The sequence below is a fragment of the Phenylobacterium sp. genome (genome assembly GCF_030654915.1).
Taxonomy (GTDB): domain Bacteria; phylum Pseudomonadota; class Alphaproteobacteria; order Caulobacterales; family Caulobacteraceae; genus Phenylobacterium.
This window is the reverse complement of the sequence record NZ_JAURWM010000239.1, coordinates 1-19,790: the sequence shown is the minus strand read 5'-3', so window position 1 is coordinate 19,790 and position 19,790 is coordinate 1. Positions and strand designations below refer to the sequence as shown.

Sequence of the window (19,790 nt, the reverse complement as noted above, 5' to 3'; positions counted from 1 at the left end):
TGACGGCGCCGATTGTCCTTCCACACGCTCTCATAGAGGCAGTTGTGGAAGTAGTAGAACTCCATGTTCGGGAATTCACTGCGGGCGGCCGAGAATAGCTCCTCGCAGATCTTGATGTGGCTATCCATCGAGCCGCCGATGTCGAAGAAGATCAACACGCTGATCTTGTTGCGGCGTTCTGGCCGCATATGGATATCCAGATACCCCTTCTCGGCCGTGCCGCGGATAGTGCCGGACATGTCGAGTTCCTCGGCGGCGCCGACGCGAACCCATTTGCGCAGCCGGCGCAGGGCGACCTTGATGTTGCGGGTGCCCAGTTCGACGCTGTCGTCGAGGTTCTTGTACTCGCGCTTGTCCCAGACCTTGATCGCCTTGCCGTGGCGGCCCTTGTCCTGGCCGATCCGAACGCCTTCGGGATGATAGCCGTTGGCGCCGAACGGCGAGGTGCCGCCGGTGCCGATCATCTTGTCGCCGCCCTCGTGGCGTTCCTTCTGTTCCTTCATGCGCTCGGCCAGCGCTTCCATCAGCTTGTCGAAGCCGCCCATGGCCTCGATCTGCGCCTTTTCTTCTTCGGTCAGGAACTTCTCGGAGATCTTCTTCAGCCATTCGGCCGGAATGTCCGCCGTGCCGACGCCGTCGACCTTGTCCTGGCCCTTGAAGACGTGGCTGAACACCTGGTCGAACTTGTCGAGGTTCTTCTCGTCCTTCACCAGGGCCGAACGCGACAGGTAATAAAAGTCCTCGACGTTGCGCTCGATCACCACCTTGTCGAGCGCCTCGATGAGCATGAGGTACTCCCGCAGCGACACCGGGACCTTGGCTTCGCGCAACTCAGTGAAAAAGCGCATGAACATGGGCAGGCTTCCCAAATAGGGGGACGAACAGGTGTTTGACTTCTGAAGATGAAGCCGCCGACCGCCGTTGTCCAGCACGCCTTGCGCCTGGCGGTTTTCGTCGCACGCGCGCCGAGCGGCTAGTGCGCGTGCCGCCGCCGCCAATTGACGAGGTGAGCGCAGGCCAGCAACAGGCTGCCGGCCACCGTCAGCAGGGTCTCATGGGTGTGGAAGGGCCAGAGCCCCAGGCCCATGAGTGAAAGGCCGCCAACCGCCAACGCGATCACCGCCGGTCGCTGGCCCCGGCGCCAAAGGGCCATGGCCGAGAGCGGCGCGGCCATCAGAATGACGGCGACATGGACCCACTCGGCCTCCGCCCAGGCCGCCAGGAGGGGGGAGAAGGCGGCGACCAGGGGGAGGGCCAGGCAGTGAGCCATGCAGAGGCCCGACAGGCTGATGGCCGAGGCGTCGAGCAGGGACGTGGAAGCGGTCTTCAAAAGTCCCTCGCTCGGCTGGCCGTCATCGTCGCGGCGAGGCTAATGTAATATTATAACGTATCGCGTCAACCGGCCGTCAGGACTTTTCGCTGTCGAGGGTCGCCATCTGTGGGGCTGGGTAGCGCTCGCCGGCCGCCGCGCCCTTCGGAGCCGCCGCTTCGATGGCGGCCAGGTCAGCAGATGTGAGTTCCAGCGTCAGCGCGCCCAGAGCCTCGGTCAGACGGTCGCGACGGCGGGCGCCGACCAAGGGGACGATGTCGTTTCCTTGAGCCAGCACCCAGGCGATGGCGATCTGGGCGACGGTGGCGCCCTTGGCCTGCGCCACGCCGCGCAGGGCCTCCACCAGGGTCAGGTTGTGGTCGAGGTTTTCGCCCTGGAAGCGGGGGCTCATGCCGCGGAAATCGCCTGCCGCCGACTGCTCCTTGGTCCAGTGACCGCTGATCAGGCCGCGAGCCGGGACGCCATAGGCGGTGATCCCGATGCCCAGGTCGCGGCAGGCCGACAGGATCCCATCCTCGATCCCGCGCGAGATCAGCGAATATTCGATCTGCAGGTCCACGATCGGGTGGACGGCCGCGGCGCGGCGTAGGGTGTCGGCGCCGACCTCCGAGAGGCCGATGTGGCGGACATAGCCGGCCTTCACCAGGTCGGCGATGGCGCCCACCGTGTCTTCGATGGGAACGGCCGGGTCCAGGCGGGCGGGGCGATAGATGTCGATATGGTCGACCCCCAGCCGCTTGAGGCTGTAGGCGGCCGCGGCCTTCAAAGCCTTGGGGCTGGCGTCGTAGCCGAGCCAGGCTCCGTCCGGTCCGCGCTGGGCGCCGAACTTCACGCTGATGATGAAGTCCTCGCGCCGGCGGCCCTTGAGGCCTTCGGCGATCAACATCTCGTTGTGGCCCATGCCGTAGAAGCCGCCGGTGTCGAGCAGGGTGATCCCGGCGTCCATGGCGCCGGCCATGGTGGCGAGGCTCTCCTGGCGATCCGACGGGCCATAGAGGTCGGACATGCCCATGCAGCCAAGGCCGAGGGCGGAGGTGGCGGGACCAGTGGTCCCGAGGTTGCGGATGTTCATTTTGGCGATCCTTCAGGAAACTGAGCGGAAGGTGGCGCCGAACTGGCTGTGCGATAATCTGCGTAGTTCGGAACAAACTGTTCGTTATTTCGTACAATGAACCTCGCCGACCTCGACGCCTTCTCCGCCGTCGCACGTCACCGCAGCTTTCGCCGGGCGGCGGCCGAACGGGGTGTCGCCCCATCCAGCATGTCCAAGAGCGTTCGCGACCTGGAGGCGCGGCTAGGCGTGCGGCTGCTGAACCGGACGACCCGCAGCGTCGCGCCCACGGCGGCGGGGCAGCGCTTGCTCGATCGGCTGTCGCCGGCTCTTTCAGAGATCGCCGCGGCGGTCGATCAGGTGGGCGACGAGGCCGGGGAGCCGGCCGGAACGGTCCGCATCAACGCGCCGGAACCAGCGGTCGAACTGATGCTGGCGCCGCTGGTCGCCGCCTTTCTGGCCGCCCATCCCAAGGTTCGGCTGGAGATCGTCGCCGAGGCGGCCTTCGTCGACATCGTCAAGGCTGGCTTCGACGCCGGAGTGCGATGGGACGAGAGCCTGGCCCAGGATATGATCGCCGTCTCCCTGGGGGCGGCGCAACGCTACGCGCTGGTTGCGGCTCCGGAGGTGATCGCCAAGTACGGCGCGCCGTCTCTTCCCCGAGATCTGCTGGCCAAGCCTTGTCTGAGGATCCGTTTCCCGAGCGGCGTCATGCCGGCCTGGGAGTTCGAAAGAGACGGGGTGACGACCAAGATCGAGCCCGGGGCGCGATTGGTGACCACGAACATCCCCTTGTTGCTGCGGGCGGCGTTGGATGGGGTTGGGTTTTGCCTAGCCTTTGAAGGCCAGGTTCGGGAGCATATCGCGGCAGGACGCCTGGTCAGCGTCATGGAGGACTGGCTACCGCCGTTTCCCGCGCCGTTCCTCTACTATCCCAGCCGCGATGTGCCGAGCGCGCTGCGGGCGTTCATCGAGTTCGTGAAACACGCCAAGGTCTAGGCCGGCAGGGCCTTCAACTTGCGCCACACGGTCATCCGCGAAACGCCCAGTCGCCGGGCTATCTCGACCGGTCCAACGCCCGCGGCTTGCAGAGCCCGGATGTCCTCGGTCGGCGCGCCCTTGCGTCGGGGGGCTCCGCAATGGGGGTCGGCGGAGGCCACGGCTTCAAGCGCCGCACGCATGGCGCGGCCGCCTTCGCCCTGGCTGCCGACCTCGGCCTCGGCCACGAACAGCGTCGCGCCGCGGGCTTCAAGCCGGTCGATCACGTCCAGCAGGTCGCGGCTCGAGGCGGCGAGGTGGTTCAGGCGTGTGACGACGAGCTGGTCGCCTTCGCCGATAAAGTCCAGAATCGAGGCCAAAACAGCGGAGCCGTCGGCGAGGGGAGCCACAGGTTCTTCAGCCCGAACCACATGGCAGCCGATCGTCTTCAGGACCGCCGTGTCTTCCGCCGCACGCTCGTCACGCAGACGTACATAACCGATTTTCAACATCCACCCGTCGCCAGTTAGCTACTGCGAAGATTGAGGCGGAACCTGACAAAACCTAGCGTCAGGGTCAAAGTCTAGGTTGTTAAATCGCAGCAATATTTCTCTAGTTCCTAATCGATATTCGACAATTTCTGCAAACAGATCCGCCAAATTCACGCAATGGTGGAATCTCTTTGCGCAACACGCTTCAGGATGAACTCGTGGTCCACCGTCGAGCCCACCTTGAAGCCGTACTCTCCGACCTTGGAGAAGCCCTGCCGGGCATAGAACCGCTGGGCTCCGAAATTCTCCGACCAGACACCGATCCAGAGATCGCGCGGTCCGTCGCGCTCCAGCCAGGCCATGATCTCGTCAAATAGCCGGCGACCCGTGCCGCCGTTCTGCGATGACTTCAGCAAGTAGAACCGCTTGAGTTCGCCGCACGCGGGGGTGACCTCGGCGTGGGGCAGGCCGCAAGGTCCGGCCAGGGCGTAGCCGACCACGACCCCGTCGGCTTCCACCAGCCAGACCGCCTTGGCGGGATCGGCCAGATCGGCCCTGGTTTGCTCGAGGCTGTAGGCCTCCGCCAGGAAGCCGGCGAGGTCCTCCGGCGGATAAAGGTGAGCGAAGGTTTCGCTGAAGGTTCGCGCGCCGATCTCGGCGACGGCTTGGGCGTCCGTGACGGTCGCGCGGCGGATCACGGGTTCCTGCATTCGGCTTAGAGGGCTCTGCGGGTTAAGGTGGGATTCCATGGACACCGCCCTCTATACCCATCCCGACATGCTGGACCACCGCCCAGGCGAGGGCCATCACGAGCGGCCGGCGCGGCTGACCGCGGTTCTGGACGCCTTGACCGACAGCGATCTGCGGCTGGCGCCGCGCGATGCGCCGCTGGTGACCCGCGCCGACCTCGAACTGGCGCACCGCGGAAACTACGTCGAGGCGATTTTCGAGACCGCGCCGATCGCCGGGACGCTCCGGCTGGATGACGACACCTATATGTCGCCCGGTAGTCTCGTCGCCGCGCGGCGGGCGGCCGGCGCCGTCGTGCAGGCGGTGAGGGACGTGGCGTCGGGTCAGACGAATCGCGCCTTTTGCGCCGTGAGGCCGCCCGGCCACCACGCCGAGCCCGCCTTGCCGATGGGCTTCTGCATTTTCTCCAACGTCGCCATCGCCGCCCGCGCGGCCCAGGAGGCGGGGTTGAAGCGCGTAGCGGTGGTGGATTTCGACGTCCATCACGGCAACGGGACCCAGGCGGTCTTCGCCGGGCGCGAGGACCTGTTCTTCGCCTCGGTCCAGCAGTGGCCGATGTGGCCGGGCACGGGCCATCCGTCTCAGCCAACCGCGGCGAACATCAGGAACGCCGTGGTCCCGCCGGGCGCGCCGCGGGAAATGTGGCGCAAGGAATTCGAGGGCCTGATGTCGCATGTCGACGCCTTCACGCCCGACCTGATCATCGTCTCGGCCGGCTTCGACGCCCATGCCCGCGACCCGATAGGCGATTCCAGCCAGAACCTGGAGGCCGAGGATTTCGCCTGGGCGACGGCGGCGATTGTAAGCGTGGCGCAGGCTCATAGCAGCGGCCGGGTTGTTTCCTCGCTCGAGGGCGGGTACGACCTTGAAGCTCTAGGCCGTTCTGCACTCGCGCACGTTCGGGCTCTCTCGCAGGGGTGAATGGCGAGTCCGGGTTGCTCGAATCTGGGCCTTCGAATGATATGGCCGACGCTTTGACCGCCGACCCTCCAAAAACCGCAGCCGCGCGTCCGGGTTCCATCGTCCTGGCTCGCCATGGCGAGCCCGACATCGCGCGCGACGTGATGCTGAACGCGCGCGGCTACGAGGAATACTGGGGCCGCTATGAACAACTCGGGATCCGGCCGGGCCAGACCCCGCCGCCCGAGCTTCTGGAACAGGCCGCCCACGCCGACGTGATCATATCGTCGGTGCGCCGACGTTCGATCGAGAGCACCCAGGCGTTGGTGGGCGAGCGCGAGGTCGCGCGCAATCCGATGTTCGTCGAGGCGCCCCTGCCGGCGCCCAAGTTCCCCGCCGCCTTGAAGATGTCGCCTAAGGTGTGGGGTTTCACCGCCCGGTTCTGGTGGTGGTTCTTCAATCACCATGCCGGCCAGGAAACCCGCGTGCAGGCCGAGGCCCGCGCCGATCAGGCCGCCGACCTGATCATCGAACTGGCCGAGCAGGGCCAGAACGTGGTGGTGATGGCGCACGGTTTCTTCAACTTCATGATCGGCCGCTCGCTGCGAAAACGCGGCTGGCGGCTGACGGCCAACCAGGGCTGGAAGTACTGGTCGACCCGCCGTTTCGAGCGTTCCTGACACCCCTCGGGCGTTGCGACCGCCGGCCCTCGCCTCTAACGTGCTTGCTCCTCAAGGAATTTCTAAATGGCTGACGTCGCCGACATCGATGCGCTGTCCTTCGAACAGGCTCTGGCCGAGCTCGAACGCATTGTCGGTCAGCTTGAGTCGGGCCAGGCTCCGCTGGAACAATCGATCGAACTCTATGAGCGTGGCGCCCTGCTGAAGGCCCATTGCGAGAAGCGCCTCGAAGCCGCGCGCCTGCGGGTTGAGAAGATCGTGGTGGGGACGGGCGGCCAGGTCGGCGTCGAGCCGGCCGAGTTCAACTGAGATGGCCTTCGCCCAGCGTGTAGCCGAGGCCGCCGACCTGGTGACGGTGGCGCTCGACGAGTTGCTGCATCGCGCCGAGGGACCAGAATCGCGCCTGACCGAGGCCATGCGCTATGCGGCGCTCGGGCCGGGAAAGCGGCTGCGTCCCTTCTTCGCGATCGAGACCGGACGGATGTTCGACCTGGACGACCGCGCGGTGTTGCGTGCGGCCTGCGCGCTCGAGTGCATCCAGGCCTACAGCCTGGTCCACGACGATCTGCCCTGCATGGACGACGACGACATGCGGCGGGGCCGACCGACCGTGCACAAGGCCTATGACGAGGCCACCGCCGTGCTGGTCGGCGACGCCCTGCAGACCGTGGCCTTCGAGATTCTCGCCCATCCTGACACTCACAGCGACGGCAATGTCCGTGCCGAGATGGTGCTGCGCCTGGCCTTGGCGTCGGGCGCCCGGGGCATGTGCGGCGGTCAGATGATCGACATGCTGGGCGTGCGCGACGATCTGGGCGCGGTCGCCCGGATGCAGCGCCTGAAGACCGGCGCCTTGATCGCGGTCGCCTTCGAGCTGCCGTTGATCATGGCCCACGCCGGCGACGCCGAGCGCCACGCCCTGATGGCCTTCGCCCAGGATATCGGCCTGGCCTACCAGATCGTCGACGACCTGCTGGACGCCGAGGGCGACAGCGCGGTGCTCGGTAAGAAAGCCGGCAAGGACGCCGACAAGGGCAAGGCCAATTACGTGACCCTGCTGGGCGCCGACGCCGCGCGTGAGCGCTTAAGTCTTCTGGCCGAACAGACCAAAGCACACCTGGACCCGTTCGGCCCACGGGCCGAATTCCTGCGGGCGAGCGTGGATTTCGTGTTAGATCGCCGCAACTGAATTCAAAGCAGCAACATTCGTTTAGACATGCCGCCAGTCACCCCTCTGCTCGACAAAGTCTCGTATCCACGGGACATGCGCGGGTTCAATGCAGCCGAACTTCGCCAGCTCGCGGACGAAGTTCGCGCCGAGATGATCGATGCTGTTTCGCAGACCGGCGGCCATTTCGGCGCCGGCCTGGGCGTGGTCGAACTGACCGTGGCGCTGCATCATGTCTATGAAACGCCGGACGACATCCTGATCTGGGACGTCGGCCATCAGGCCTACCCGCACAAGATCCTCACCGGCCGGCGCGATCGCATCCGCACGCTGCGTCAGGGCGGCGGGCTCTCGGGCTTCACCAAGCGCAGCGAGAGTGAGTACGACCCGTTCGGCGCGGCCCACGCGGCCACCTCGATCTCGGCGGCGCTCGGCTTCGCCGCGGCCCGCGACGCGCACGGCAAGCACAACAGCGTGGTCGCCGTGATCGGCGACGGCTCGATGAGCGCCGGCATGGCCTATGAGGCCATGAACAACGCCTGCGAGACCACGGGCCAACTCACCGTCATTCTGAACGACAACGACATGTCGATCGCCCCGCCGGTCGGCGGGATGAGCGCCTATATGGCCCGCCTGGTTTCGGGCGGCGGCTATCAGTCGCTGCGCAAGGTCGGCAAGTCTGTGGCCAAGGTTCTGCCCAGACCGCTGCAGGAAGCCGCTCGCAAGGCCGAGGAATACGCCCGTGGCATGGTCACCGGCGGCACGTTCTTTGAGGAACTGGGCTTCTACTATGTCGGGCCGATTGACGGTCATGACCTCGAGGCGCTCGTGCCGATCCTGAAGAACGTCCGCGAGATCAAGGACAAGCCGGTCCTGGTCCACGTGGTGACGCAGAAGGGCAAGGGCTATGCGCCCGCCGAAAGCGCCGCCGACAAGCTGCACGCGGTGGCCAAGTTCGACGTCGTCACCGGCCAGCAGGCCAAGAGCCAGCCGACCGCCCCACAATATACCAAGGTCTTCGCCCAGGAACTGATCAAGCAGGCCGAGCGCGACGACAAGATCGTCGCCGTGACCGCCGCCATGCCCTCGGGCACGGGGCTCGATCTGTTCGGCCAGCGCTTCCCGACGCGCACCTTCGACGTCGGGATCGCCGAGCAGCACGCGGTGACCTTCGCCGCGGGGCTCGCCGCCGACGGTATGAAGCCGTTCTGCGCGATCTATTCGACCTTCCTGCAACGCGGTTACGACCAGGTCGTCCACGACGTGGCGATCCAGGGCCTGCCGGTGCGCTTCGCCGTGGACCGCGCCGGTCTGGTCGGCGCCGACGGCTCAACCCACGCCGGCTCGTTCGACATCGGCTTCATGGGCGCTCTGCCCGGCATGGTGCTGATGGCCGCCGCCGACGAGGCCGACCTCGCCCGCATGGTCGCCACCGCCGTGGCCATCGACGACCGCCCCTCGGCCTTCCGCTATCCGCGCGGCGAGGGCGTGGGCGTAGCGATCCCGGAGATCGCCGAGCCTCTGGAGATCGGCAAGGGCCGCATCGTCCGCGAGGGGAGCGCCGTCGCCATCCTGTCGTTTGGCACGCGCCTGGGCGAATGCCTGAAGGCCGCCGACCTGCTGGCCGCGCGCGGCCTGTCGGCCACCGTCGCCGACGCCCGGTTCGCCAAGCCGCTCGACATCGACATGCTGCTGCGGCTGGCCCGCGAGCACGAGGCGCTGATCACCGTGGAAGAGGGCGCCATGGGCGGCTTTGGTGCCTTCGTGCTCCAGGCCCTGGCCCAGCACGGCGCGCTGGATCGCGGCCTGAAGGTCCGCACCCTGAACCTGCCCGACATCTTCCAGGACCACGACAAGCCCGAGATCATGTACGCCGACGCAGGCCTGGACGCCGAAGGCATCGCGGCGGGCGCGCTCTCGGCCCTGGGCGTCGACAATCACTCGATGGCCGGCCGTCGCGCCTAAACGCGCTGGCCTGTCCCTCGCCCTACTTGCAGGCCCCGAGGAACTTGCGAACCATCGACTTGGGCGCCGGCGGCGGCTGAACCGTTTCTCCGGCCGCCTTCAAGGAGATGAGGCCGGTCTTGCGGAACGCTTCCGCCACGGGCGCGGCGGTGGAAAACTCGGCGATCGCCAGTGAGCCGCCGGTCGCCTCGTCGACATGGACCTGGCCTCGCAAGGTCGCGCTGGCGCTGTCCGAGGTGAGGATCACGCTCATCGGCCAGGGGCCGCGCACGCCGGCCTTGTCGACCCACAAGCCGCTAGCCTCCATCTTGACGCCAATCTCGCGGGCCAACTGGGCGAACACCTTCACCTGACCCGACTTGCGCACGCAGCTGAAGGCGACGGGCTGGGCGTCGGTGTCGGGGATGGCGTAGCGCAGGGCCGCGTCGGCGTCCTTCGGCGTCTCCACCGACCAGACGTGGGCTTCCTGGGCGGCGGCTTGAGTGGCGAAGAGGGCAAGGGGTAGGGCGCAGGCGGCGAGCTTCATACCGCCCAAGCTAGCATCACCTTTGGGGCGGCTCTAGGCGGCCTGACACTGAGCGAAGAAGTCGGCGACCCTGGCGCGTTCGGCCTTGCGGACCGGCATGTGCGCGGCGCGGCCGTTCTCCACCACGGCGATATCGCCGGTGCGGGCGAAGCTCTGCAGGGCCGGGTCGCTGGCCGGGGCCATGGCCTCGATCAGCGAGGAGCCTTCGGTCATGGCCGGAGCCGAGGCGCCGAGAAGCCGGCTGGAGTGGCCGCGCGACGCGATCTCGATGGCTTCGAGGCCGACGCTGTCGGGCGCGGTCATCGACACCAGCACCTGCCCGGACTTCGGTTGGCAGGTCATCATCAGCAGGACGTTGTCGCTGTCGGCTTGGCCGTAGGCGAGCTTGGCGCCTTCACCGTCGGCATGGTGCAGCGACCAGCCAAGATCGACTGCCCCATAGCCCCCGTGGGTGCACGCGGTCAGTAGGCAAGAAAGTCCCAGTCCGAGGATCGCACGACGACGCATGATGACGCTCCCTTCGAGTGGAGAACCCCCACCCACGCCAAATGATCCATTCCAGCCGTCAGAACGGTTGGAAACGCTCCACCAGCGACTGGCCGGCGGGGGTCTTCTGGACGCGGCTGATATCGCCCCGACCGCCATAGCTGATGCGGGCTTCGGCGATCTGGGTGTGGCTGATGGTGTTGGCTGAGGAGATGTCTTCGGGCCGCACGATGCCGGCCACGGTCAGTTGGCGCAGTTCGGCGTTGGTGCGGACCTCCTGGGTGCCCTGGATCACCATGTTGCCGTTGGGCAGGACGTTAGTGACGACCGCGGCGATGGTCAGCGAGATCCGCTCCGAGCGGGTCACGGCGCCGGAGCCGGCGTTGGTCGAGTTGGAATTGGTGTTGATCGCGTTGGAGGGATCGAAGGCGCCGGGGAAGAACCGGCCCAGGCTGGTTTCCAGGCCTAGGAAGTTGTCGACGCCCGCGCTCATGCCTGCCGTGCGGCTGCTTTTGGAGGCGTTGGAGGTTTGGGCGCTATCGTTGATGTCGATCTGGACGGTGAGGATATCTCCGACCCGGTTGGCGCGTTGGTCGATGAAGAAGGCTCGCGCGCCGTTACGCCAGAGCGAGTTCGCCGACGCCGCCTGGGGCATCGGCTCGCGCGCCGAGACGAAGGTCGGCTGGTCGCGGGCGATCAGCGTGGCGGGATAGCCGACCGGCGCAAGCGTCGGACCGTGCACCGCCTCGATAGCGGTGGAGCAGGCGGCCAGCGGCGCCAGGGCGAGAACGGCGAGGAGCGAAAGGCGCATGGGAATGGCTCTCTAGCGAAGCGCGAATTGGGTGCGGCGCGCGGCCCGGAACTGGTCGGCGGCGGGGCCGACCACGGCCTCGCCGGGGCCGCTGGCGATGGCCTGGATGATCTTCTTGGAGGTGGTGTTCTGGACGCTGACCGTCTCGCCGAGTCCGGCGGCCGCCATCGCCTTGCCTTGGAGCGACACCGAGATGCCGCCGTCCTGATAGTTCACCACCACCAGTTCGCCGGCCTTGATGACTTGCGGCGCGGAGACGTCGCGGGCCGAGACGGCGGCGCCGGCGCGCAGGGGCCGTCGGGCCGATAGGCCGATCACCACATCGGCGTCGCTGGGCGCGTCGGACGGCGCGACCGCGGCCTTGCCCCAGACCAGGTCCGTCGGCTGGACGATTTCGCCGGCCGACAGGCTGCGGGCGTAGGTCAGGACCTCGACATTGCCGCGCGAGGCGAGCGCCCCGCCAACGCCGTCAGCGCCAGAACGCACGACGATGCGACGCAGGCCCTCGGCGTTCGGCCAGTCGAGACCAGCGCGGCGGGCCAGGGCCTGCACGGCGGCGGCGTCGAGCACGGTGGAAAGGCCCGGCTTGGCGGCCACGGTCACCTTGCCGGCGGCCCCGGCCCCGTCGAACAGGTCCGACAGGGTGACGATCCCGTCGGAGTCGAGGGTTTGGGCCTTCAGCGTGACCGGCTGCCCGGCCAGGGCGGGGCTGGCGGCGAGGAGGCCGGCGAGGATCAGGAAGCGTTTCATGGCTAGGACCGGAGATTGCTGGCGGTGCGCAGCATTTCGTCGGCCGAGGTGATCACCTTGGAGTTCATCTCGTAGGCGCGCTGCGCGACGATCAAGGCGGAGATCTCGGTCACGGCGTCAACGTTCGAGGCTTCCGTATAGCCTTGATTGATGCCGCCAATTCCTTCGGTCCCCGGCGTGCCGATCGTGGGCGCGCCCGAGGCGGCGCTCTCCAGCAGCAGGTTGTCGCCGATGGCGTCCAGCCCACCCTCGTTGACGAAGGTGGCCAGCTCGATGCTGCCGATGATTTCCGGCGCGGTCTGGCCGGCGCGGGTCGCCTGGACCTGACCGCTCTTGGAGATCGAGATGTCGGTGGCGTCCTGGGGGATGGTGATGGCCGGCTGGACCAGATAGCCGTCCTCGGTCACTAATTGGCCCTGGTCGTTGGGCGAGAAGTTGCCGGCGCGGGTATAGGCGGTCTCGCCGGTCGGCATCAGCACCTGGAAGTAGCCGCGCCCCGAGATCGCCATGTCGAGCTTGTTGCCGGTGGCGTTCAGCGTCCCCTGTTGGGTGATGCGATAGACCGATCCGGCCTTCACCCCGCCGCCGACCTGCACGCCGGTCGGGACCACTGTGCCCTGGTCGGATGACTGGGCCCCAGCCCGTTCGATGGTCTGGTAAAGCAGATCCTGGAACTCCGCCCGCTGCTTCTTGAAGCCGACGGTGTTCATGTTGGCGATGTTGTTGGAGATGACCTCAACGTTCAGCTGTTGGGCGGCCATGCCGGTCGCGGCGGTGCGAAGCGCTTGCATCGACTAGACTTTCCTTAGTTCAGCTTGCCCATCCGCTCGATCGAGCGGCGGGACAGTTCGGCGTTGGAGTCCATCATCTTGGCCATGGACTCATAGGCGCGCGTGACTTCGATCATCCGGGTGATCTCGGAGATCGGTTTGACGTTGGAGCCTTCCAGCATGCCCTGGTGCATCGTGACCTCGGGGGCGGCGACGGGCTGCTCGTTGGAAGTATTGCGGTAGCGGTTGTCGCCGACCTTCTCGAGGACGGTCAGGTTGTCGAAACGCACGACGCCGATCTTGCCCAGCAGTTCCTCACCCTGGCTGACGGTGCCGTCCTGGGCGATGCTGACCGCGCCGTCCTCGGGGTCGATGACGATTTCGCCGCCCCCTTCGTCGAGCACGGGCAGGCCCTGCTGGGTGGTCAGGCGGCCGGCGTCGTCGAGGCGGAAGCCGCCGTCGCGGGTGTATTCCTCGCCGCCAGGCGCGCCGACCTTGAAGAAGCCGTTGCCGTCCAGGCCAAGATCGAAGGTGGCGCCGGTCGAGCGCAGGCCGCCTTGGCCGAAGTCCCGGCCGACGCTGCGGTCGATCACGAACTTCACCGGGCGCGGCGCGCCGGCGGTGTGGGCCGGGGCCATCGGCTCGGTCTCGACCATCAGGCTCTCGACCTTGAAGCCGGTGGTGTCGGCGTTCGCGATGTTGTTGGCCACGATGTCGAGTTCGCGGCGCAGCGTCATTTGCCGCGAGAGTCCGACGTAGAGGGCGTTATCCATGGCTAGGTTTAACCTGCGGCGAATTTGTCGCGGTCAAGGAAGCAAGGATCGGGCCAGACGAAAAGAACAGCAAAAACAACAAGAAATAAGGTTAACGCCGGCCGCTCGGCTAAATTTGCCCGGCACGGAAATCGCGCGCGTTAACACCTGTTAAAAACTGATCCTTAACCATGCGCAGGCGATGAGACGGGTATAGATTCTAAGGAGCGCGCGCGCGTGGCCAAGGACAAGGTCAAGGAAGCCCCTGGGGGCGAGCCCGCCGAAGGCGAGGAAGGCGAAGGCGCGCCCGCCAAAAAGAAGTTCACGCCGAAGATGATGATCATCGCCGGCGTCGCCGCGGTGTTGGTCCTGGGCGGCGGTGGAACCGCCGGTTTCCTGATGCTGAAGCCCAAGCCTGATGCGGCTCACGCCGGCAAGAAGCCGGACAAGAAAAAAGAGAAAGACAAGAAGGGCGACAAGGAAGGCGCCAAGACGCTCGGCGAGGTCCGCGAGGGACCCGACGGCATCTTGTTCTACACCATGCCCAACGTGGTCGTGAACATGCAGACGGCCGATGGCCGCGCCACCTTCCTGAAGCTGAAACTGACACTGGAAGTGCCTGACCAGGAGACCGTGGATCTTCTTGAGCCGAACATGCCTAGACTGCAGGACATGTTCCAGACCTTCCTGCGAGAGCTGCGTCCCGAAGACCTGCAGGGCAGCCAGGGCTCCTACCAGCTTCGGATGGAGATCCAGCGCCGGGTCAATCTGGTGATCGCGCCCTCGAAGGTGAACGCCGTGCTCATCGAGGAGATGCTGATCAACTAGGTCCCTTAGGGGCCTGGCCAGCACACACCGCATGGAAGACGAACCTCAAATCATCGGCGGGATGCAGGGTGCGATGAACCCTGACGACCCGTCGACCTGGGACGCCGGGGCCAGCGAGGGCCTGGGCAACGGCTCCGAGCGGATCCTCAATCAGGACGAGATCGACAGCCTGCTGGGCTTCGACCTCTCCGATGAAGAGGCCGCCGAACGCTCTGGCATCCGGGCGATCATCAATTCGGCGCTCGTCTCCTACGAACGCCTGCCGATGCTGGAGATCGTCTTCGACCGCCTGGTGCGGTTGATGACCACCTCCCTGCGGAACTTCACTTCTGACAACGTCGAGGTCAGCCTCGACAACATCTCGTCGATCCGGTTCGGCGACTATCTGAACTCTATCCCGCTGCCGGCCATCCTCTCGGTCTTCAAGGCTGAAGAGCTTGAGAACTACGGCCTGCTGACGGTCGACTCCAACCTGATCTATTCGATCGTCGACGTGCTGCTGGGCGGGCGCCGCGGCACCGCGGCCATGCGCATCGAGGGCCGACCCTACACCACGATTGAGCGCGTGCTGGTCCAGCGGATGGTCGAGGTCGTGCTGGCCGACGCCCGCGCCGCCTTCGAACCGCTGACGCCGGTGACCTTCACGCTCGACCGCCTGGAGACCAATCCGCGCTTCGCGGCCATCGCGCGTCCGGCCAACGCGGCGATCCTGGTCAAGCTGCGGATCGACATGGAAGATCGCGGCGGGCGCATCGAACTGCTGCTGCCCTACGCCACCCTCGAACCGATCCGGAAGATGCTGTTGCAGCAGTTCATGGGTGAGAAGTTCGGCCGCGACAATATCTGGGAAGGCCACTTGGCTACCGAACTCTGGACCACCCAGATGGAGGTCCGCGCCGTCCTCGATGAGCAGCAGATGAGCCTGCGCGAAGTGCTCGACTTCAAGGTCGGCGACACGATCATGCTCAACGCCACGCCCGACAGTCAGGTCGAACTTCGCGCTGGCTCGATCCCCCTGACCCGTGGCCGGATGGGCCGCCGCAATCACCACATCGCCGTGCGCGTCGACAGTCCGCTGTCGACCCACGCCAAGAAGGCGATTTCGAGGGTCAAATGAGCATCGTCGCCATCGGCATGAACATGATGCTGGCCGGCTTGTTGGTCGCGGCCCTGGTGATGGGCTACCGGCTCAACGTCCGGCTGAAAGCCCTGCGCGAGAGCCATGAGGGCTTCGCCAAGGCGGTGGCCGATCTGGACATCGCCGCCGCCCGCGCCGAACAGGGCCTGGCTGATCTGCGCGCCGCGACCGACGAGGCGCACGACGCCCTCGCCGACCGGATCGAGAAGGCCCGCGCCCTCACCACCAAGCTCGACCGTCAAATCCAGGCGTCACCACAGTCCTCCGCTCAACCCGCCGCGAGGTCGCGCCGCGAGGAGCCCGCCGAGGGCGAGGACGTCGATCGTGTCACCCACCGGCTCGGAGCCTTGCTGTCGGGCGCCCGCGAGCCTCGGCCCGAGCGAGCGCCGCCGCGCGCCGCGCGTGAAGCGCCGCCACCTCGTCCCGCCGTCAATTTCGACGACGATCTCTTCGACCAACCTGCTGAGCGCCAGACCCCGCGCGCCGGAACCCGCCGATGAAGAATATGCCTCGCATCCTGCCCCTGGTCGGCGTCGCTATCGTCGGCGTCATGGGGATCAATGCGCTGGCCGGCGCCCAGTCGCTGCCGGACATGGTCTCTGGCGCGCGCGCCTTCGCCGAGGACGCCGCCCAGGGCGTGAAGTCGGGCGCTAAGCCGGCTGACAAGGCGGCGACCGGTCAGGCCAAGGACGCCGTCGCCTCCGCGGTCCTGCCGCCGGCGGCCAAGCCGGTCGCGGTCTGCGCCCCCACCGCCGCCGAACTGGCCAAGGAAGCAGGGCTCTCGCCCGCCGAACTCCAGGTCCTGCAAAGCTTGGGCACGCGTCGTGGCCAGTTGGACAAGCGCGAGCAGGACATGGATGTCCAGCTCGCCCTGATGGCCGCCGCCGAAGCCAAGCTCGACGCCAAGATCAAGGCGTTGACCGGCATGAAGGGCGACATCGCCAAGCTGATGGTGGACGCCGACACCAAGGAGCAGGCCGAGATCGACCGGCTGGTGAAGGTGTTCGAGGGCATGAAGCCCAAGGACGCCGCGCCGCGCATCGTTCTGCTGGACGACTCCGTTCGCCTGCCGATCGCCGCGAAAATGAAGGAGCGTTCGCTTTCGCCGATCATCGCGGCGATGCCGCCGCTCGAAGCCAAGAAGCTGACCGAGGCGCTGGCCGGTCGCTTCGCCGACGTCAAACGCGTCGCGGCCGCAGCCAACGCCGCGGCGGCGCCCGCGCCCGCCAAGCCCCCCGCGCCCAAGGCCTGATAACTCGTGAGCCTGCGCCAAACTCTCCGGTCCAGCGTGGCGGCGATCACCATCGCCAGCCTCGCCGCGCCCGCAGGGATGGCGGCGCCAGGGGCGCCGGCGGGCGGCGGGCTGGAGGTGCGTGTGGCCCAGGCCCGCGACTTCTCTCGGATCGAGTTCAAGGGCGCTCGCGCCGTCGCCCGGCGCGACGGCCAGACCCTGATCCTGAAGTTCGGCCGCGACACCAACCCGGACATATCGCGCCTGCGGGTCTCGCCGCCTAAGTGGTTGAAGGCCACGGAAGCGCGCCGCGCCGGCGGCGGGCTGGAATTGGTGCTGACGCTCACCGACACGGCCGACGCCAAGGTCGGGGTCGCCGACGGCGTCACCTACGTCAATCTGTTCGAGCGACCGCCGGTCGCGGCCCCCGCGCCGACCGCTGTCGCCGCCGTTGCGGCGCCGCCGGTTTCAGCTCCGGCCCCCACGCCAGAACCACCGCGCCCCAATCCAGTGCCGGCTGGCGGCGTGGTGCGGATGGAGAGCAAGGTCGGCTCGGGTCAGGTTCAACTAACCTTCCCCTGGGCCAATCCAAATGGCGCGGCGGTGTTCCGGCGCGGCGGCGCGATCTGGGTGGTGTTCGACGCGCCGGCCGCCATCGACGTTTCCAAGGCCCCGCGCGGCCTGCGCCAGATGACTGGCCTCAGCGCGATCCGTGGGAACGACTACACCGCCGTTCGTATCGAGACGCCGCCGGGCACGCCGGTCTTCGCGATCAGCCAGGGCCCGGTCTGGACCGTGACGCTGGGCGCCGGCCCGCAGGTCGCCGCCCAGCCTAGCCAGATCAAGGTGGTCCGCGACCCGCTCAGCGGTCCCGCGGGGCTTCGGGCGGCCGTCGCCGGCGCGACCCGGGTCGTGAGGGTCGCCGATCCCGTGGTGGGCGACACGCTGTCGGTCGTCACCGCCCTTGGCCCGACCAAGGGTCTGCCCTCGCGTCGCGAGTTCGTGCAACTGGCCTTGCTGCCCTCGGCCCAAGGGCTGGCGGTTGAATCCTACATCGATGACCTGGGCGTCCGGCGCGAGGGCGACCTGGTGCAGTTCGGGCGCCCCGCCGGTCTGATGCTATCGCCGGCCTCGGCCGCGACGGAACGCATCGAAGCCAATCTCGGCGCGCCGCAAGCAACCATGCCGGGCCTGATCGACTACGAGAACTGGCCAAAGACCGGCTCGGGCGGCTTCCTGACGCGCTACAACGCCTTGTTGGCGGCGTCGAACGAGGAGGCGGCTCTGGGCCGCGACGCGCCGGTCGGCGCCCGGATGGCGCTGGCCCGGTTTCTGGTCGGTTCGGAACTGTCCTTCGAGGCGATCGGAGTCCTGAACGACGCGGGGCGGCGCAATCCCGCCATCATGGAAGATCCGGAGTTCCGCGCCCTGCGTGGCATCGCCCGAGTGATGGCGCGCCGGTACAAGGAGGCCCAGGCCGACTTCTCGGTTCCGATCCTGTCCGACAATCCGGCCGCCGCGCTTTGGCGTTCCTACATCGCCGCGCAATTGGGGCAGTGGCCCGAAACCCGCAACCAGTTCAGCGCCGGCGCCGAGGCGTTCAACCAGTTCTCGCCGGTGTGGAAGGCGCGCTTCGCCCGCTCCGACGCCCAAGCGGCCCTGGCGCTGGGCGACGTCAACGGCGCCGACGCGCGCATCAAGCTGGCTTTGCTGGATAAGACCGACTCGCTGGAAGAACTCGCCACTCGGCTGGTCCAGGCTCGCGTGCTCGAGGCCCAGGGGTCGAAAGATCGAGCGCTTCGCATTTACGCCGCCGTCGCCGGCGCGCCGAGCGAGGGGCTTTCGGCCCCGGCCACCCTGCGCGCCACCAAGATCCGACTGGAGACCGGCAAGATCACGCCGGTCCAGGCCGCCAACACCTTCTCGGGGCTGCGCTACCGCTGGCGCGGGGACTCCACGGAGCTGGAGACCATCCGCGCGCTGGGCGACCTCTATCTCAGCCAGGGCCGCTATCGCGAGGCGCTGGAAGCGCTACGCTCGGCCGGACGCAGCCTGCCAGACCTGCCCGAAGCGGTGCAGCTTCAGGCCGACCTCGGCGCGGCGTTCCGCGCCCTGTTCCTCGACGGCGCGGCCGACGGCCTGGAGCCGGTCCAGGCCTTGGCGATGTTTTATGACTTCCAGGACCTGACGCCGCTGGGCGCGGATGGCGACCTGATGGTCCGCAAGTTGGTTCGCCGCCTCGTGGATGTGGACCTGCTCGACCAGGCCGCCGGCCTCCTGAAATACCAGGCCGACAACCGCCTGGACGGCGTGCCGCGCGCCCAGGTCGCGACCGACCTGGCGGTGATCTATCTGATGGACCAGCGGCCCGAGCAGGCCTTGCAGGCGATCAACGGGTCCCGGACGACGGTTCTCCCGACCGCGCTCAACACCGAACGCCGGTTGGTCGAGGGCCGGGCGTTGATGGGGCTGGGCCGCTTCGATCATGCGCTGGAGGTCATCGAGCGCGACCCCAGCCGTGAGGGCCAGGATCTGCGCGCCGAGGTCTTCTGGAAGCAGAAGAACTGGGACGCCTCGGCGAGCCTGTTCGAGAAGAGCCTCGGCGACCGCTGGAAGGCGGCAGGTCCGCTCTCGGTCGAGGAGGAGGGCAAGCTGCTTCGGACCGGCGTCGCCTACAGCCTGTCGGGCAACGACGCGGCGCTCACACGCCTGCAGCAGCGCTATGGGGGCTTCTACGAGCAGGCCCGCAATCCCGAGGCCCTTCGCGTGGCGCTGTCGGGCATGCAGGACGGACAGCTCTCGGTCGGCGACTTTAGCCGCGTCACCGCCGACAACGAGGCGTTCGCCGGTTGGGTCGAGAAAATGAAAGCGCGCTTCCGCGAGAAGCCGGCTCCGGTCGGAACGGCCAAAGCCCCCGCGCCGGCCGCCAAGCAAGCCGCCGCCACGACGGCGGCAAAGGGCTAAGGCGCTCGCCTTGGCGATCTGGGAAGTTCCGATGCGTCACCGTTCGCTTCAAGCCATTTCCGCCGCGGTCCTCGCAAGCCTCGCGTTCGCCGCCTCGGCCCAGGCCCAGACATCGTCCGAGCGCCGTGACTTCTGCCCCGACAGGCCTGGAAAAGGTTCACCCTCCTGCGTCGTCGATGTCGGCGTCTTCCAGGCCGAACTGGGCGCCTTCGACGCCAGCT

The 19,790-nt window shown here is 67.3% G+C and carries 23 protein-coding genes; 12 read left to right on the top strand and 11 right to left on the bottom strand.

Translation table 11 applies throughout. The features are described 5' to 3' along the window. The 3 genes from Q7T84_RS12460 to Q7T84_RS12450 all read right to left on the bottom strand — a co-directional run. Positions 1 to 854, bottom strand: an 854-nt coding sequence (locus Q7T84_RS12460) for a VWA domain-containing protein (protein ID WP_304809316.1), incomplete at its 3' end; no start/stop codon positions are given. A gap of 119 nt (positions 855 to 973) precedes the next feature. Beyond that, positions 974 to 1,330: a MerC domain-containing protein gene (locus Q7T84_RS12455; protein ID WP_304809314.1), complete on the bottom strand. Its 357-nt coding sequence runs from the start codon at positions 1,328 to 1,330 to the stop codon at positions 974 to 976. 76 nt (positions 1,331 to 1,406) lie between these two features. Next, the gene (locus Q7T84_RS12450) at positions 1,407 to 2,402 is read right to left on the bottom strand and encodes an aldo/keto reductase (RefSeq protein WP_304809312.1); all 996 of its coding nucleotides are present in this window, start codon (positions 2,400 to 2,402) and stop codon (positions 1,407 to 1,409) included. Positions 2,403 to 2,498: 96 nt separating this feature from the next. Between Q7T84_RS12450 and Q7T84_RS12445 the strand changes: the two genes are divergently transcribed. Then, positions 2,499 to 3,380 (top strand): LysR family transcriptional regulator, encoded by an 882-nt coding sequence (locus Q7T84_RS12445; protein ID WP_304809310.1) that lies wholly within the window; start codon positions 2,499 to 2,501, stop codon positions 3,378 to 3,380. On the opposite strand, the gene Q7T84_RS12440 is transcribed toward Q7T84_RS12445, so the two are convergent. Together Q7T84_RS12440 and Q7T84_RS12435 are read right to left on the bottom strand one after the other, a co-directional pair. Beyond that, a complete protein-coding gene (locus Q7T84_RS12440) occupies positions 3,377 to 3,871 on the bottom strand; it encodes a recombinase family protein (RefSeq protein ID WP_304809308.1) in 495 nt (164 codons plus the stop codon). The two genes, Q7T84_RS12445 and Q7T84_RS12440, sit on opposite strands and share 4 nt — an antisense overlap. A 149-nt stretch (positions 3,872 to 4,020) precedes the next feature. Continuing rightward, the gene (locus Q7T84_RS12435; protein WP_304809306.1) at positions 4,021 to 4,599 is read right to left on the bottom strand and encodes a GNAT family N-acetyltransferase; all 579 of its coding nucleotides are present in this window, start codon (positions 4,597 to 4,599) and stop codon (positions 4,021 to 4,023) included. Here Q7T84_RS12435 and Q7T84_RS12430 point away from each other — a divergent pair. From Q7T84_RS12430 to dxs, 5 genes are all read left to right on the top strand, one after another. Continuing rightward, positions 4,598 to 5,521, top strand: coding sequence for a histone deacetylase family protein (locus tag Q7T84_RS12430; protein ID WP_304809304.1), 924 nt, complete (start codon positions 4,598 to 4,600; stop codon positions 5,519 to 5,521). The two genes, Q7T84_RS12435 and Q7T84_RS12430, sit on opposite strands and share 2 nt — an antisense overlap. 41 nt (positions 5,522 to 5,562) lie before the next feature. Continuing rightward, positions 5,563 to 6,180, top strand: coding sequence for a phosphoglycerate mutase family protein (locus tag Q7T84_RS12425; protein ID WP_304809302.1), 618 nt, complete (start codon positions 5,563 to 5,565; stop codon positions 6,178 to 6,180). 66 nt (positions 6,181 to 6,246) lie between these two features. Further along, positions 6,247 to 6,489 carry an exodeoxyribonuclease VII small subunit gene (locus Q7T84_RS12420; protein ID WP_304809300.1) on the top strand — a complete coding sequence of 81 codons (243 nt, stop codon included), beginning with the start codon at positions 6,247 to 6,249 and terminating at the stop codon, positions 6,487 to 6,489. A gap of 1 nt (position 6,490) precedes the next feature. Beyond that, entirely contained in the window at positions 6,491 to 7,369 is an 879-nt protein-coding gene (locus Q7T84_RS12415; protein WP_304809298.1) for a polyprenyl synthetase family protein, read from the top strand. A gap of 27 nt (positions 7,370 to 7,396) precedes the next feature. Beyond that, positions 7,397 to 9,313 (top strand): 1-deoxy-D-xylulose-5-phosphate synthase, encoded by a 1,917-nt coding sequence (dxs, locus tag Q7T84_RS12410; protein ID WP_304809296.1) that lies wholly within the window; start codon positions 7,397 to 7,399, stop codon positions 9,311 to 9,313. A gap of 22 nt (positions 9,314 to 9,335) precedes the next feature. Here dxs and Q7T84_RS12405 read toward each other — a convergent pair whose 3' ends face one another. Genes Q7T84_RS12405 through flgF form a run of 6 tightly spaced genes read right to left on the bottom strand, consistent with a single transcriptional unit; the run spans position 9,336 to position 13,429 of the window. Then, positions 9,336 to 9,848, bottom strand: coding sequence for a hypothetical protein (locus Q7T84_RS12405; protein WP_304809295.1), 513 nt, complete (start codon positions 9,846 to 9,848; stop codon positions 9,336 to 9,338). 24 nt (positions 9,849 to 9,872) lie between these two features. Continuing rightward, positions 9,873 to 10,346, bottom strand: a complete 474-nt coding sequence (locus Q7T84_RS12400; protein ID WP_304809293.1) for a hypothetical protein — start codon at positions 10,344 to 10,346, stop codon at positions 9,873 to 9,875. 58 nt (positions 10,347 to 10,404) lie between these two features. Next, the gene (flgH, locus tag Q7T84_RS12395; protein WP_304809291.1) at positions 10,405 to 11,136 is read right to left on the bottom strand and encodes a flagellar basal body L-ring protein FlgH; all 732 of its coding nucleotides are present in this window, start codon (positions 11,134 to 11,136) and stop codon (positions 10,405 to 10,407) included. Between the two features lie 12 nt (positions 11,137 to 11,148). Beyond that, positions 11,149 to 11,886, bottom strand: a complete 738-nt coding sequence (gene flgA, locus Q7T84_RS12390; protein ID WP_304809288.1) for a flagellar basal body P-ring formation chaperone FlgA — start codon at positions 11,884 to 11,886, stop codon at positions 11,149 to 11,151. 2 nt (positions 11,887 to 11,888) lie between these two features. After that, positions 11,889 to 12,677, bottom strand: a complete 789-nt coding sequence (gene flgG, locus Q7T84_RS12385; protein WP_304809286.1) for a flagellar basal-body rod protein FlgG — start codon at positions 12,675 to 12,677, stop codon at positions 11,889 to 11,891. A gap of 14 nt (positions 12,678 to 12,691) precedes the next feature. Beyond that, positions 12,692 to 13,429, bottom strand: a complete 738-nt coding sequence (flgF, locus tag Q7T84_RS12380; RefSeq protein WP_304809284.1) for a flagellar basal-body rod protein FlgF — start codon at positions 13,427 to 13,429, stop codon at positions 12,692 to 12,694. Positions 13,430 to 13,645: 216 nt separating this feature from the next. Between flgF and Q7T84_RS12375 the strand changes: the two genes are divergently transcribed. The 6 genes from Q7T84_RS12375 to Q7T84_RS12350 form a co-directional block, all read left to right on the top strand. Beyond that, positions 13,646 to 14,236, top strand: a complete 591-nt coding sequence (locus Q7T84_RS12375) for a flagellar basal body-associated FliL family protein (protein WP_304809282.1) — start codon at positions 13,646 to 13,648, stop codon at positions 14,234 to 14,236. Between the two features lie 31 nt (positions 14,237 to 14,267). Next, positions 14,268 to 15,353: a flagellar motor switch protein FliM gene (fliM, locus tag Q7T84_RS12370; RefSeq protein ID WP_370653657.1), complete on the top strand. Its 1,086-nt coding sequence runs from the start codon at positions 14,268 to 14,270 to the stop codon at positions 15,351 to 15,353. Further along, positions 15,350 to 15,874 (top strand): DUF6468 domain-containing protein, encoded by a 525-nt coding sequence (locus Q7T84_RS12365; protein WP_304809280.1) that lies wholly within the window; start codon positions 15,350 to 15,352, stop codon positions 15,872 to 15,874. The genes fliM and Q7T84_RS12365 overlap by 4 nt, the downstream gene beginning before the upstream one ends. Then, positions 15,871 to 16,626, top strand: a complete 756-nt coding sequence (locus Q7T84_RS12360) for a MotE family protein (RefSeq protein WP_304809278.1) — start codon at positions 15,871 to 15,873, stop codon at positions 16,624 to 16,626. Before Q7T84_RS12365 ends, Q7T84_RS12360 begins: the two co-directional genes overlap by 4 nt. Positions 16,627 to 16,632: 6 nt before the next feature. Then, positions 16,633 to 19,569: a tetratricopeptide repeat protein gene (locus Q7T84_RS12355; RefSeq protein ID WP_304809276.1), complete on the top strand. Its 2,937-nt coding sequence runs from the start codon at positions 16,633 to 16,635 to the stop codon at positions 19,567 to 19,569. Positions 19,570 to 19,600: 31 nt separating this feature from the next. Beyond that, the coding region (locus Q7T84_RS12350; protein WP_304809274.1) for a hypothetical protein at positions 19,601 to 19,790 on the top strand (190 nt) is incomplete at its 3' end.